Genomic DNA, 12,949 nt, shown 5'->3' with positions numbered 1-12,949 from the left:
CGAGAGTCCGCGCTTCTTGTTTTTGCGCGGCCCAATTCGCTGACGCCGCGCCACCTATTTCGCATGCCTACATTCGATACGCTGTCCGACTGGCTGTCTCACCTGGAAACCGCACACCCGGTCGGCATCGACATGGGCTTGGCCCGCATCAGTCGCGTGCGCGATGCGCTCGGGCTGGAATTCAAGTCAGTTGTCTTCACGGTGGGCGGCACCAATGGCAAGGGCTCGACCTGCGCGATGCTGGAGGCGATCCTGCTGGCCGCCGGCTACAAGGTGGGATGCCATACCTCGCCGCACCTGATCGACTTCAACGAGCGTGCTCGCGTGAATGGCGAGATCGCGACCGACGCGATGCTGCTGCCGCACTTCGAGGCGGTGGAGCGGGCGCGCTGCAGCTTTCCCGAGCCCGTCAGCCTGACGTACTTCGAATTCACCACGCTGGCGATCATGCATCTGTTCGCCAACGCGGGTCTCGATGCGGTGATCCTGGAAGTCGGCCTCGGTGGCCGGCTGGATGCGGTGAACATTGTTGATACCGATTGCGCGATCATCACCAGCGTCGATCTTGATCACATGGCCTATCTGGGGGATACCCGCGAGGCCATCGGCTTTGAGAAGGCCGGTATCTTCCGCGCAGGCAAGCCTGCGATCTGCTCGGACCCGGTGCCGCCGATCTCCCTGGTCAAACATGCTGAAGCCATTGGCGCTGATCTTTGGCTGATCGGGCGCGACTTCAACTTTCAGGGCGACAAGCAGCAGTGGGGCTTCAGCGGCCGCGGACGCCGCTGGCCGAGCCTCGGGTACCCGGCATTGCGCGGGGCGAACCAGCTGCTGAATGCATCGGCCGCGCTGGCTGCGCTGGAGTCGGTGCGCGACCGGTTGCCGATCTCGGCGCAGGACGTGCGCCTGGGGCTGTCGCAGGTGGTGCTGCCGGGGCGTTTCCAGGTTCTGCCGGGCCGTCCGTCCGTCATCCTGGACGTCGCGCACAACCCGCACGCATCGGCCGCGCTGGGCCAGAACCTCGAGAACATGGGTTTCTACCGCTACACCTACGCGGTGTTCGGCGCCATGCAGGACAAGGACATCGCCGGGGTGCTGGGCCACATGTTGGACAAGGTCGATCACTGGTGCCTGACCGACTTGCCGACACCGCGTGCGGCGAGTGCCGCAAGCCTAGCGCAGGCGCTGGGCGATGCCGGCTTCCGCGCAGGCAAGGAATCGAGCGTGAGCACATTCAGCGATCCCGCCACAGCCTATCGCAACGCCATGGAGCGGGCGACCGAGGATGATAGAATCGTGGTCTTCGGATCGTTCTACACCGTTGCCGGCGTGCTGGCGGAGCGCAAGAGCCGCGCGCACTAAACCCGGGGCCCTCATGGGACTGTTTTCCATCTTCTCCTCCCGCAAGAACGCTGAAGGCGAACGCACGCGCGGCGCAACCGCCGGCAGTGCTGCCGATGTGGCCCGCGATGCGGTGCGCGGTTCTCGCGCATCGTCTAATGCCCGCAGCCGGGCGTCGCGTCGCACCGACGATGACGACGACGGCCTTGACCCTGAACTCCCTCAAAAACAACGCGCTCGCCGCCGCCTGATCGGCGCCCTCGTGCTGGTTGGCGCCGCCGTGATCGTGCTGCCGCTCATATTCGACGCCAAGCCGCGTCCCGTGACGGATGCCGTTGCCGTGCAGATCCAGGATCAGCCGGTCGATCGTGGTGCAAAGCCGTCGAGCGACGAGCCGAAAGTGGCCAGCCGGCGCTCCGCGTCGCGTCCCGCGGCTTCGTCAACGGATCAGGCGGACGCGCTCGACCAGGGCGAAGAGGTTGTCACAAGCAACGATGCGCCCACAGCAGCGCAGAATCCGCCGGCCGCAGCCAAGCCGGCAACACCGCCCAAGCCCGTCGCGAGCGTGACGCCGCCTGCAGAGTCCAAGCCTGCAACCAGACCTGCCCAACCGGCGGCCCAGCCCGCACAGCAAGCGGCTGCACCGAGCACCGATGCCAGCGGCGGCAAGTTCATTCTGCTGATTGGCGCCTTCGCTTCCGAAGACCGCGCCCGCAATTGGCTGGGCAAGCTCAAGGGCGAGAAGATTCCTGGTTACATCGAACACAAGAAGGTGCCTGACAAAGGCGATCTGGCCTTGCTGCGTGCAGGGCCGTTCAGCGATCGGGCATCCGCGGAAGCGGCGCAGAAACGTGCCGAGCAGATTGGCCTGACGCCCAAGCTCGTACAGCAATGACGATGCGGCCGAACGTGTATTCAGCGCACCCCGCATTTCGCCACAGTCGATTCACGCCGCTGCCCGATGCAACCGACTTTTTTTGACTACGCTGTGCTGTTCATCATCGTCACGTCGGCGCTGATCGGGTTGTTCCGCGGGCTGATCCGCGAAGTGCTGGCGCTGCTCGGATGGTTGTTTGCCGCGTGGGTGGCGTACACGTTTTCGGGTGTGGCCGCGGGTTGGATGCCGGAATCGCTGCCAGGTGGACCGGTTGCACGCACCATTCTCGGTTTCGTCCTACTGTTTATCGTGACGGTGATTGCAACTTCGCTGGTGGGTGCGCTGCTTTCGGCGGCGCTGGCAAGCGCAGGGCTCAAGCCGGCAGATCGCGGCCTGGGGATGGTGTTCGGATTGGCACGCGGTGGCGTGATCATCCTTGTGCTGATGACGGTGGCCGGCTTTACCAGCCTGCCTGAGCAGCCGTTCTGGCGCGATGCGATTACGCGGCCCTATGCGGAGCAGGCAGCACAAGCGGCGAAGCCGTTGTTGCCTCCAGATGTCGCGAAGTATGTTCACTATTGATCTGGAGCGTCTGGCCACAAGCTAGGCGATCCGGGAAGCTTTTTCGGCGCCCGCAACGGGTGTGGGCGCCACCAAATACGTTCTCGCTGGAGTTCGACATGTGCGGTATCGTTGGGGTGGTCTCAGCCACGCCCGTCAATCAGCTGATCTATGACAGTCTGTTGCTCCTGCAACACCGGGGGCAAGACGCGGCGGGCATTGCCACCGCATCAGGCAGCACTTTCCACATGCACAAGGCCAATGGCATGGTGCGCGACGTGTTCCGCACGCGCAACATGCGCGGGCTGCCGGGTACGAGCGGCATCGGCCAAGTGCGCTATCCGACCGCGGGTTCCTCCAGCGAAGAAGAAGCCCAGCCGTTCTATGTCAACGCGCCGTTCGGCATCGTGCTGGCGCACAACGGCAACCTGACGAACTCCGATCAGCTGCGCGACGAGATGTTCCGGCGCGACCGCCGCCACATCAACACGCAGTCCGACTCTGAAGTGCTGCTCAATGTGCTGGCCGACGAGCTGCAACGTGCCAGCAACGATATTCCGCTGAATCGCGATTCCATCTTCACCGCGGTGGAAGGCCTGCACCGCCGCGTGCGCGGCTCGTACGCCATCGCCGCCGAGATTTCGGGCTACGGCGTGCTGGCTGTGCGCGACCCCTTCGGCATCCGCCCGCTCGCGCTGGGTAGCCAGGAAACGCCGGAGGGCCACATCGAATACATGGTCGCTTCGGAGTCCGTGGCGCTGGAAGGCATCGGCTTCAAGTTCGAGCGTGACGTGGCGCCTGGCGAGGCCGTCTTCATCGACCTCGAGGGCAAGCTGCACACCAAGCAATGCGCCGCCAACCCGGTGCTTTCGCCGTGCATCTTTGAATACGTGTACCTGGCCCGTCCGGATTCGCGTATGGATGGTGTGTCGGTGTACGACGCGCGCCTGCGCATGGGCGATTACCTGGCCGAAAAGATCAAGCGCGAGGTGACCGACAGGATCGACGTGGTGATGCCGATTCCGGATTCGTCCCGCCCGGCTGCCATGCAGGTGGCCAACCACCTGGGCGTGCCGTACCGCGAAGGTTTCTTCAAGAACCGCTACGTGGGCCGCACCTTCATCATGCCGGGCCAGGCGGTGCGCAAGAAATCCGTGCGCCAGAAGCTCAACGCCATGGCGATCGAGTTCAAGGACAAGAACGTGCTGATCGTCGACGACTCCATCGTGCGTGGCACGACGTCGTCGGAGATCGTGCAGATGGCGCGCGATGCCGGTGCCAAGAAGGTGATCTTCGCTTCGGCCGCGCCGCCGGTGAAGTTCCCCAACGTGTACGGTATCGACATGCCGACGCGCGGCGAACTGGTGGCTTACGGCCGCACGCACGAAGAGATCGCCAAGATCATTGGCGCTGACCAGCTCGTGTACCAGGACGTGGAAGACATGAAGCGCGCCGTGCGTGACGTCAATCCGGCACTGAAGGATTTCGATGCCTCATGCTTTGACGGCAAGTACGTGACGGGGGACATTGACGAGGCGTATCTCGATCGCCTGGAGGCCGCGCGCAACAATTCGGCCAAGGCGGATCGTGAGAATGCGCAGAACGATGATCCGCGCACGCAACTGCACCTGCAGCGCTCTGCCGTGAATGAGTAAATCTCGAACGCAGTAAAAGAAAAGCCCGTCATTGCGACGGGCTTTTTTGTTGCGCGTTGCGATCGCGCCTTACTTGAGCATGCGACGGCGGAGCAGCCACAGACACAGCAGCAGGGCGGCCACGGCGTAGACCAGCAGCACGCCGAGGTGCAGCAGGATGTTGTCGGGCGTGCGGCCCAACATCAGGGGGCGGATCAGCTCGACCGCATGCGGCAATGGCAACACGCTCGTCGCCGCGCGTACCGGCGCCGGCAATTGCGACAGCGGGAAGAACACGCCTGAGAGCAGCATCATCGGCGTGATCACCAGCGTCTGGTAGAACATGAAGAAGTCGTAGTTGGGCGCAAGCGCTGTCATGTTCATCGCCAGGCAGGCGAACGTGAAGCCGGTCAGCACGATGACGGGCAGGGCAAGCAGCGCCTGCGGCATCGACGCATAACCAAGGGCGCCCGCGACGAGCATGATCGCCAGGCCGGAGAGCACCGACTTGCTGGCCGCCCAGAACAGCTCGCCGAGGACCACGTCGCCCAGGCTGAGCGGCGCGTACAGGATCGCCTCCCACGTACGTTGCACGTGCATGCGCGAAAACGCGGAATACATCGCCTCGAAGCTCGCCGACATCATCGTGCTGGACGCCACGGTGCCGGCTGCCAGGAATGCGATATACGACACGCCGTCAACGCGCCCGACGAGCAGGCCGAGCCCGAGGCCCAGGCCGAACAGGTAGATCATCGGGTCGGCCAGGTTGCCCGCCATCGACGGAATGGCCAGCTTGCGCCACACCATGAAGTTGCGCAGCCAGACGTATTGCCAGTTGCGGAAGTTGAGCGGCAGCAGCGGCTGCGGAAAGGCTTGTTGCTGCGAGGGAGTGACTGCGGTTTCAGTGGACATTGGGGTTCTCTCAATCACGCATTTCGCGGCCAGTCAGGCGCAGGAACACATCTTCGAGATTGGCCGGGCGGTGCAGGTAGCGCAGGCCGGGCATGGTGTGCGTTTCTGCCTGCGTGCGCAGGGCAGCCACGAGCGGCTGCGGATCGCGTGCGTAGCAGAAGAGCGTCTCGCCGCTGATTTCGACGCGCTCCGCCAGGGGTGTGAGCAGCGCGCGCAGGGCGTTGAGATCGTCGCCGTAGACTTCAACCACGTCGCAGCCGATTTCGCGAGCGATGAGTTCCTGCGGCTTGCCTTGCGCGATCTTGCGGCCGTTGTCGATCACGCAGAGTTCATCGCACAGGCGCTCGGCTTCTTCCATGAAGTGCGTGGTCAGCAGGATGGTCTTGCCGGCGGCCAGCAACGAGCGCAGGCGCTCCCAGATCAGGTGCCGCGCCTGCGGGTCGAGGCCCGTGGTGGGCTCGTCCATGACGAGGATGTCGGGATCGTTGATCAGCGCGCGTGCGACCGTCAGCCGCCGTTTCATGCCGCCCGAAAGCGCACGCACAGGCGCATCAGCCTTCTGTTCAAGCCGTGCAAATTCCAGCAAGGTTGGGATGCGCTCGCGAATGGTCGCCGCCGACAGGCCAAAGTAGCGTCCGAAGATGCGGAGGTTTTCCGAGACGGAGAAATCAGGGTCGAGATTGTCGAACTGCGGCACCACGCCCACGCGCATGCGCGCGCGGTGTGCGGCTTCGGGAACCGGCTCGTCGCACAGCCTCAGGCTGCCCGCATCGGGCATCGCCATCCCGAGCAGCATGCGCAGCGTGGTGGTCTTGCCGGCGCCGTTGGGGCCAAGCAGCCCGAAGCACTGGCCGCGCCGGACGCTGAAGCTGAGGTTGTCGACGACCGTCTGGTCACCGTAACGTTTGCGCAGGCCTTCGACGCTCAGGATCGGTGTGCTGCTCACGCCAAAACCCTCTTGCTCGTATCGCACATTGCCTCCGTTGCAAAACGCCGATTATGCGCCGGCATTTGCATATGCGTATGAGGGGAATGTGCGATGGCGTGGTGTCGCTCTCAGGCAATAAAAAGGGCCAGGCAACATGGCCTGGCCCGAGCTTGCAGCGCGCGCATCGCAGCGCGCTTGGCGGGGTTACTTGGTGACGGCGTTACCGACCACGCCACCCAGCGCAGCGCCGCCGAGCGTCGCGCCCGGGCCGCCCCAGATGGCCGCCCCGGCGACACCACCTGCGGCTGCGCCCAACGCGGTATTACGCTGCTTTGGCGTCATGTCCGCGCATCCGCTGACGGATGCCAATGCGGCCGCCAGAACCAAGGATACGAAGGCACGCATAACAAACTCCTTTTGTCGTTTGTGTGCCTCTATTGAAGGTCGTGCGCGCCGTGATGTGCAGGTGACGTTGCCTGAAAGGCGTGTCAGCCGATTCCCACACATCGCGCACGGCTTCTGATGGCAAAGTTCCGCCGGTCGTCAGGCCTTGGCAGGCTTCTCCTGCCGTTCGTATTTGAATTCCGGCAGCGCCTTGATGGCGTCTTTGGTTGCGCCAGGCAGCACGATCTTGCCTTGGTCGTACTTGAATTGATTCACTGGGATGGCCACGTCGTGACGGCCGACACCCACAAAGCCGCCCGCACCCACGATGGCGAACGAGACGGCATTTTCCGGCGTCACGATCAGATCCTGCACATTGCCAACCTTCTCGTTGGCTTCGTTGTAGATGGTCTTGCCCAGCACTTGTTTCTTCACACTCACGCCCTTGATGACCGCATCGAGTTCGGTCACGGATACACCGAGCGCGGCGTGGCCCGCGACTTGCGCGAAAGCTTGCGGCGCGGCGGCAATGGAGGCGGTAGCGAGCAGGGCAGCAGCGAGACGTTTCATCGTGACTCCGTGGTCTGGTGAAGGATGCAATCGACTCTAACGCGCACATGGCTGCCGGCGCAGGCGAGCGCGTCCGAAAGACCTGTAGGACAAACGGGTGATGTCGCGGAAATCGGCTTCGCACGCAACTACACTGAAACGCCCGGCACCTGCTGGCCGTAATCATCGATCTCACGAGGGAGCAACCGACATGATGACTCTGGAGCAACTCGGCGTTCTGCAACGATCACAACTTGAAACCTGGATGGCCGTCACTGAAGAGGCGGTGAGCGGTGTCAATCGCCTGATCGGGCTTAATCTGCAGGCCATCAAGGCGGGTCTTGGCGAGACGGAACATTGCCTGCAAGACGCCGCTGGCGCACAGGACGCAGGCGAATGGTGGAATGCGCAAGCGCGCTATCTGCAACCCGCGGGCGAACGCGTCTCCGGCTACACACGCAACTTTGTAGAGATTGGCGTGGAGACCCAAAACGGCATTGCCCGCGCCTTGCAACGCCACGGCGATGAAGTGCGTCGCCAATGGGGTTTCGTTGCCGAGAATCTTGCGGACGCGGCGCCTCCGGGGGCCGAGGCGGCGGTGAATTTTTTCAAGGCGTCCGTGGGTCTGGAGGTGGCCGCCGCAGAAGCGGCTGAGGATGCCGGCGGGAGCCGGATTCTGCCAAGTGACGTGGCCGCCAGGGACGGCACTGCACGCTGAACCTCCTCTATACGGGTGAGAAGCGTCGGCGTGGGCCGACAGTCATTTCGGTACAGTCCTACAAAACAGCACGGGCGGAGGTCGACAGTCCGCCCGTGCGCGCATCTCTACACTTCCTACATGCCTATCAACATGTAGGAGGTCGTCATGTCCTATCTCGTTGCGTGGCTCTTGGGTGTTCCCGCGATTGTGTTGCTGGTGATCTGGCTGTTCGTGCATTGACGCGCAGCCTGGCTTATCCAATACGACACGGAGGACGCATGACTTTCCGAGACGACTGCAAAATCGAGGTATCTGCCTATGAACTCTCGCCGCAAGCGTGGCGCGCCGAAGTCAGTATCCTGCGCGTCAGCGATGGCGAGACCCTGTTAGCCCGTACGACGGTGCGCGCATCGGCCAACACGTATCCGAGCGCTTCAAGCGCCATGGAGGCGGCGCGCGCATATGCCGAAGCGATGATCGCTTCCGGCGAACTTGACTGCAGCCCCGCGCTGGATTGATGTCAGCGATTTTAATGATGCTGGCCTCGCGGCGTGGCGTTACGTTCTGTTACCAATTCGCCAGCGCCGTATCACCTGTGTCAGCGGCCCTGAATACAATACAAATACCGTATTCCGCGCCGGCTACGGATTTGCCCGGCGCTCCAAGCCGCAGGTGATGAAGATGATTCGACGCAATGTGCTGTGGATTGCAGGTGCAGCCGCACTGGCAGTGCTGGCTGTGCCGCAGATGGCGTCGGCGCACGTGAGCGTCGGCATCGGGTTTGGCGTGCCGGTGGCGCCCGTGTACGTTGCGCCTGCGCCGGTGTATTACCCGCCGCCGCCTCCGCCGCCGGTTTATTACGCACCCCCGCCGCCCCCGGCGTATTACGCTCCGGCTCCTGTGTATTACGGCCCGCCCGCGTATGGCCCGGCACCGGTTGTGGTGGGTGCCGGCTGGTACCGGTGGGGTCCGCGTTACCGCTGGTACGACGGACATCGCTGGGGCCATTGGCGTTGAGCGACCTACCTTGGTAAGAGAAGGGCTCCTTTGGGAGCTTTTTTCTTTGGCGGACGTATGCACGTGGCACGGCATCTGCGTCCAATCTCGGTGACAGGTAGGCCGTGCGCGCCAGCCCCGTGACAAAGCGGCGCGGTGTAGAACTGGTGGCGCCCCTAGCTGGTCGATATGACGTCCGCGTGAACGAGCGCGGGCACGTGCGCCGCAGCGGTGCACGTCATGTTCGCAGTCTCATGACCGAAGGAGTCCACATGCAAGTCACCACGCAACGCTTTGCAACGCGCACGCTGGTTGCAGCCGCAAGCGGCTTGGCCCTGGCGCTAAGCGCGGCGGTCGCGCACGCCGGCTCGATCGATCCGTATCAGCCTGCCCACAAGGTGAGCCGCGCCGATGCCTATACCGACGGCGCCAAGGTAAGCCGCGCTGATCCTTACACCGACGGCGCGAAAATGGGCCGCGCCGACCCCTACACCGACGGTGCCAAGACAGGGCGTGCCGATCCGTACACGGATGGCGCCTGCTCCGGCCGTCAACCATAAACGGGGGCGGCGTCAGGATCGCTGCCGCATCGCAACATCAAGCCCGGGCGATACCCGGGCTTTTTTTTGGATATTTCTGGCGCATGCGCGCGTTAACGTTGGCCGGCAAAGGTGCAGGAAACGCTGACACACGGCGCAGGTGGAACGATCCTCGACGATACTGAAACGCAGGAATGTATCGGCTCTTTTGCGTCCTGGGTGCAGGATCATGCCGAGGAACGACCAATGCCGGTGGCATACTTTTGCCTGATACGGGCTTTACGCAGCCCTTGCGCCTTTGCATTACAACCACCAAGGAGAACGTCATGAAAACGAAACCGTGCCTGTGCCAGGACGATGTCACCAAGATCCTGGACGCCGCCGAGAAAGAAGCGCGTGCGCACCAATGGAACGTGACGATCGCGGTGGTGGACGATGGCGGCCATCTGATGGGCCTGCGCCGCATGGACGGCTGCGCCACCATCTCGGCGTACATCGCTCCGGAGAAGGCGCGCACCGCAGCGCTGGGTCGTCGCGAGTCGAAGATCTACGAAGACATCATCAATAACGGTCGCATCTCGTTCCTGTCGGCGCCGCATCTGCAGGGCATGCTGGAAGGTGGCGTGCCCGTGATGGTAGAAGGCGTCTGTGCCGGCGCGGTGGGTGTGTCGGGCGTGAAGTCGACCGAGGATGTCGTGATCGCCAAGGCGGGCATTGCCGCGGTGAATGTGATCTGCTGATACGCAATCGCAATCACCTAAACGAATCAACAAAGGGAAGGGCGCGGCGCAGGTCGTGCCCTTTTTTCTTTGGGCGCGGTGGAGGATAAAGAACGGCTTGGCTGGCGGTCGTCCGGCAATGCGAAATGATGACGGCTGGCTACGGCCGAATGTCTCCTGAGAGAGACGTCCCCACAAAAGTCGGTGCGTGTTGCGGTGTTACTTGGTCAGGATCAGCTTGCCGAAGCGCGTCACGCGCAGCGTGTAGAGCGCGCCGTTGTGGCGGATGGCGACGGCATTCTGACCGGCAAATAGTTGCTCGGAGGTCATCACGCGCGTGTCGCCGATGGCACCGGGCATTTCGTGAGCGGCGCGGGATGTTGCGGAGGCAGGCGACGTGGTGGGCACGGTTTCCCCCAGGGACGCAGGGCGCTTGCGGGCCACGATAACGTGGCGACGACGGGTCACGGTACGTCCTGCGTCTTGGTGTTCGGCAGCATTCATGGAGATGTCCTGGCGGGCGTGAAGCATGGGCTGAGGCGTTGGCTGGCGGGATGCGTGCAGCGAATGCAAGGTAGATTAAATGAGAATCGTTATCATTACAAGCGTGATCTGACGATGGGCTGATCCGTGCCCGGAGAACAAAAAACCGGGCGCGTGGCCCGGTTACGTGAGGTGCTACGTGGTGTCGGTCGCGTCAGTGCTGCGGCTCCGTGACAAAGCCGATACGCGAAAGGCCACCGCGCTGGATGGAAGCCATGACCTGCGCCACGCGCTCGTAGCGCACATTGCGGTCTGCGCGCAGGTGCATCTCAGGTTGCGGCTGCTGCTGCGCGGCCTGCGCGATGTCGGCCTGCAGCGTGGCCTCGTCAACCGGCTGGTTGTTCCAGAACACCTGGCCGTCTGCGTTGATCTCGACGTTCACGCTTTGGGGTTTGGCATCGTCGGGTTTGTTGGACGCGCGCGGCAGGTCGATCTTCACCGCGTGGTTGATCACCGGAATGGTGATGATGAAGATGATCAGCAGCACCAGCATGACGTCGACCAGCGGCGTCATGTTGATCTCGCTCATCACCTCGTCATCGCTGTCGAAAGATCCGAAAGACATGGCGGCTCCTTACTGCTGCTTGACCGCAGTCAGGCGAACGCCGGCTTCGTCCCGCGAGGCACCCGGACGCAGGCGCGCGCCGGTCACGAAATACGCGTGCAGGTCATGCGCGAACCGGTTGAGCTTGGCGATGATGGCCTTGTTGCCGCGTGTGAGCGCGTTGTAGCCGAGCACCGCCGGAATGGCCACGGCCAGACCGAAGGCCGTCATGATGAGCGACTCGCCCACGGGGCCGGCCACCTTGTCGATGGTGGGCACGCCCACTGCGCCGATCCCGAGCAGGGCGTGATAGATGCCCCACACCGTGCCGAACAGGCCGACGAACGGTGCGGTGGAGCCGACCGATGCCAGCACGGCCAGGCCCGATTGCATCTGGCCCACCGACTCATCGATGGCGCTCTTGAGCGAGCGCGTGATCCAGTCGGAGATGTCCATCACGTCATGCAGCTGCGGCTGGCTGGCGCGGTGGTGCTGCGCGGCTTCGCGGCCCGTTTGCGCGAGCACGTGGAACGGGTTTTCCTTGGGCGAGCCCAGCGTCTGCATGGCGTGATCGAAATCGTCCGAGTGCCAGAAACGCTTTTCAGCGCCTTGCGCCATCGACTTCAGACGCACGATGTCCCATGCCTTGGTGAAGATGACGATCCACGAGGCCAGCGACATGATGAGCAGCAGAATCGCCGTGGCGCGGGTGACGATATCGCCTTGTGTCCAGAGATGGGAAAGACCGAGTTCCTGCATGATGAATGTCCTGAATGAGCGAGAGGCTAAGCGAGAAGCGGAATCGAATTAGTTATCGAGCTTGAAGACGAACGGCTTGCTGGCCACCACGGGCACGGCGTGGCCGTTCTGCTTATAAGGGCTGCACTTGATGGCGCGCGCGGCATCGACGGCGGCACGGTCCAGACGCGGTGAGCCGGACGATGAGGTGACCGCCACATTGGTGACTTCACCGGCCGTGCCGATCGAGATCTTGACCATGGCGCGGCCTTCCTCGCCCATCTTCTGCGACATGCTGGGATAGACGAGTGGCGGATCGCTGCACTGGATGTCATTGATGCCGACGCTGATCGGGCCGGACGACACGGGCGCCGGCGCGGGCGCAGGTTCTGGAGCCGGTGCCGGCGGCGCGGGCGGCGCGGCGGGCACCACCGGGGCGTTGTCCGACGGCGGCAGTGTCGGCGTCGGCATCGGCGTGGGCTTGGGCTGCGCGACCGGCTTCACGATGTTGACGGGCTTGGGCGCCTCTTGCTTGACCGGTTGCTGTTTGGGCGGCTCCGGTTGCTTGATCGGCTGAGGCGCGGCCGGAATGATGTGCGCCTGGATTTCCAGCGGTTCTTCGACAATCGGGCGCGGCGCGATCAGGCCAAGCTGAATCAGCATCAGCACGCCCGCGTGCAGCAACAGCACGACCACCAGGATCTTGAGAGTACGAGGGTGAATCATCAACGACCGTGAATCGAAAGCAGAAAAAAGGAGTGCGATGCGATGGTGGTGGGATGAACGACGAAAGCGGCGCAGCGTCAGCGCTTGCCGAAGACGATCAGTGAAACCCCAATGCTGATGAGCAGACTCAGGAGCAATTCCATGGCGCCTAGCGTTGAAGCCAGCGGGCCGCCGCCAGCGTGACAGGTATTGTAGGCCTGCAAGTGCAACAGTGTTGCGACAACCGAACAGAGTTTGCGTTCAGTCTATGAGGCCGAT

At 63.2% G+C, this 12,949-nt stretch carries 17 protein-coding genes; 9 read left to right on the top strand and 8 right to left on the bottom strand.

What is annotated here, in order from left to right; genetic code table 11:
- Positions 1 to 63: 63 nt before the first annotated feature.
- The 4 genes from folC to purF all read left to right on the top strand — a co-directional run bounded on the left by folC (position 64) and on the right by purF (position 4,434).
- A complete protein-coding gene (gene folC, locus R2669_RS06880; protein WP_316899366.1) occupies positions 64 to 1,362 on the top strand; it encodes a bifunctional tetrahydrofolate synthase/dihydrofolate synthase in 1,299 nt (432 codons plus the stop codon).
- A 13-nt stretch (positions 1,363 to 1,375) separates the two neighbouring features.
- Entirely contained in the window at positions 1,376 to 2,236 is an 861-nt protein-coding gene (locus tag R2669_RS06875) for an SPOR domain-containing protein (RefSeq protein ID WP_316899363.1), read from the top strand.
- A 66-nt stretch (positions 2,237 to 2,302) separates the two neighbouring features.
- Positions 2,303 to 2,800, top strand: a complete 498-nt coding sequence (locus tag R2669_RS06870) for a CvpA family protein (RefSeq protein ID WP_316899361.1) — start codon at positions 2,303 to 2,305, stop codon at positions 2,798 to 2,800.
- Positions 2,801 to 2,898: 98 nt separating this feature from the next.
- Complete coding sequence (purF, locus tag R2669_RS06865; protein ID WP_147217499.1) at positions 2,899 to 4,434, top strand: amidophosphoribosyltransferase; 1,536 nt, start codon at positions 2,899 to 2,901, stop codon at positions 4,432 to 4,434.
- Between the two features lie 69 nt (positions 4,435 to 4,503).
- Here purF and R2669_RS06860 read toward each other — a convergent pair whose 3' ends face one another.
- From R2669_RS06860 to R2669_RS06845, 4 genes are all read right to left on the bottom strand, one after another.
- Positions 4,504 to 5,325 carry an ABC transporter permease gene (locus tag R2669_RS06860; protein ID WP_316899358.1) on the bottom strand — a complete coding sequence of 274 codons (822 nt, stop codon included), beginning with the start codon at positions 5,323 to 5,325 and terminating at the stop codon, positions 4,504 to 4,506.
- A 10-nt stretch (positions 5,326 to 5,335) separates the two neighbouring features.
- Complete coding sequence (gene nodI / locus R2669_RS06855; protein WP_316899356.1) at positions 5,336 to 6,298, bottom strand: nodulation factor ABC transporter ATP-binding protein NodI; 963 nt, start codon at positions 6,296 to 6,298, stop codon at positions 5,336 to 5,338.
- Positions 6,299 to 6,457: 159 nt separating this feature from the next.
- Positions 6,458 to 6,658 (bottom strand): YMGG-like glycine zipper-containing protein, encoded by a 201-nt coding sequence (locus R2669_RS06850; protein ID WP_027681099.1) that lies wholly within the window; start codon positions 6,656 to 6,658, stop codon positions 6,458 to 6,460.
- Positions 6,659 to 6,796: 138 nt separating this feature from the next.
- The gene (locus R2669_RS06845; protein ID WP_316899355.1) at positions 6,797 to 7,207 is read right to left on the bottom strand and encodes a PRC-barrel domain-containing protein; all 411 of its coding nucleotides are present in this window, start codon (positions 7,205 to 7,207) and stop codon (positions 6,797 to 6,799) included.
- A gap of 190 nt (positions 7,208 to 7,397) precedes the next feature.
- On the opposite strand from R2669_RS06845, the gene R2669_RS06840 reads away from it, so the two are divergent.
- The 5 genes from R2669_RS06840 (at position 7,398) to R2669_RS06820 (ending at position 10,161) form a co-directional block, all read left to right on the top strand.
- Positions 7,398 to 7,904, top strand: a complete 507-nt coding sequence (locus tag R2669_RS06840; RefSeq protein ID WP_316899353.1) for a phasin family protein — start codon at positions 7,398 to 7,400, stop codon at positions 7,902 to 7,904.
- Between the two features lie 260 nt (positions 7,905 to 8,164).
- Positions 8,165 to 8,404, top strand: a complete 240-nt coding sequence (locus tag R2669_RS06835) for a hypothetical protein (protein ID WP_027681102.1) — start codon at positions 8,165 to 8,167, stop codon at positions 8,402 to 8,404.
- A gap of 157 nt (positions 8,405 to 8,561) precedes the next feature.
- Entirely contained in the window at positions 8,562 to 8,903 is a 342-nt protein-coding gene (locus tag R2669_RS06830; protein WP_186829339.1) for a hypothetical protein, read from the top strand.
- Positions 8,904 to 9,154: 251 nt separating this feature from the next.
- Positions 9,155 to 9,442: a hypothetical protein gene (locus tag R2669_RS06825; protein WP_147217513.1), complete on the top strand. Its 288-nt coding sequence runs from the start codon at positions 9,155 to 9,157 to the stop codon at positions 9,440 to 9,442.
- 305 nt (positions 9,443 to 9,747) lie between these two features.
- Positions 9,748 to 10,161, top strand: a complete 414-nt coding sequence (locus tag R2669_RS06820) for a GlcG/HbpS family heme-binding protein (protein ID WP_024972523.1) — start codon at positions 9,748 to 9,750, stop codon at positions 10,159 to 10,161.
- Positions 10,162 to 10,359: 198 nt separating this feature from the next.
- On the opposite strand, the gene hemP is transcribed toward R2669_RS06820, so the two are convergent.
- The 4 genes from hemP to R2669_RS06800 form a co-directional block, all read right to left on the bottom strand.
- Positions 10,360 to 10,644: a hemin uptake protein HemP gene (hemP, locus tag R2669_RS06815; RefSeq protein WP_316899351.1), complete on the bottom strand. Its 285-nt coding sequence runs from the start codon at positions 10,642 to 10,644 to the stop codon at positions 10,360 to 10,362.
- A gap of 193 nt (positions 10,645 to 10,837) precedes the next feature.
- Positions 10,838 to 11,248, bottom strand: coding sequence for an ExbD/TolR family protein (locus R2669_RS06810; protein WP_024975369.1), 411 nt, complete (start codon positions 11,246 to 11,248; stop codon positions 10,838 to 10,840).
- A 9-nt stretch (positions 11,249 to 11,257) separates the two neighbouring features.
- Complete coding sequence (locus tag R2669_RS06805) at positions 11,258 to 11,986, bottom strand: MotA/TolQ/ExbB proton channel family protein (protein ID WP_316873373.1); 729 nt, start codon at positions 11,984 to 11,986, stop codon at positions 11,258 to 11,260.
- A 48-nt stretch (positions 11,987 to 12,034) separates the two neighbouring features.
- The gene (locus R2669_RS06800) at positions 12,035 to 12,691 is read right to left on the bottom strand and encodes an energy transducer TonB (RefSeq protein ID WP_316873375.1); all 657 of its coding nucleotides are present in this window, start codon (positions 12,689 to 12,691) and stop codon (positions 12,035 to 12,037) included.
- Positions 12,692 to 12,949: the final 258 nt, after the last annotated feature.

This window comes from Ralstonia edaphi (genome assembly GCF_958350185.1).
GTDB lineage: Bacteria > Pseudomonadota > Gammaproteobacteria > Burkholderiales > Burkholderiaceae > Ralstonia > Ralstonia edaphi.
Note: the sequence above shows the minus strand (reverse complement) of the source record. Positions and strands in the feature narration are given on the sequence as shown.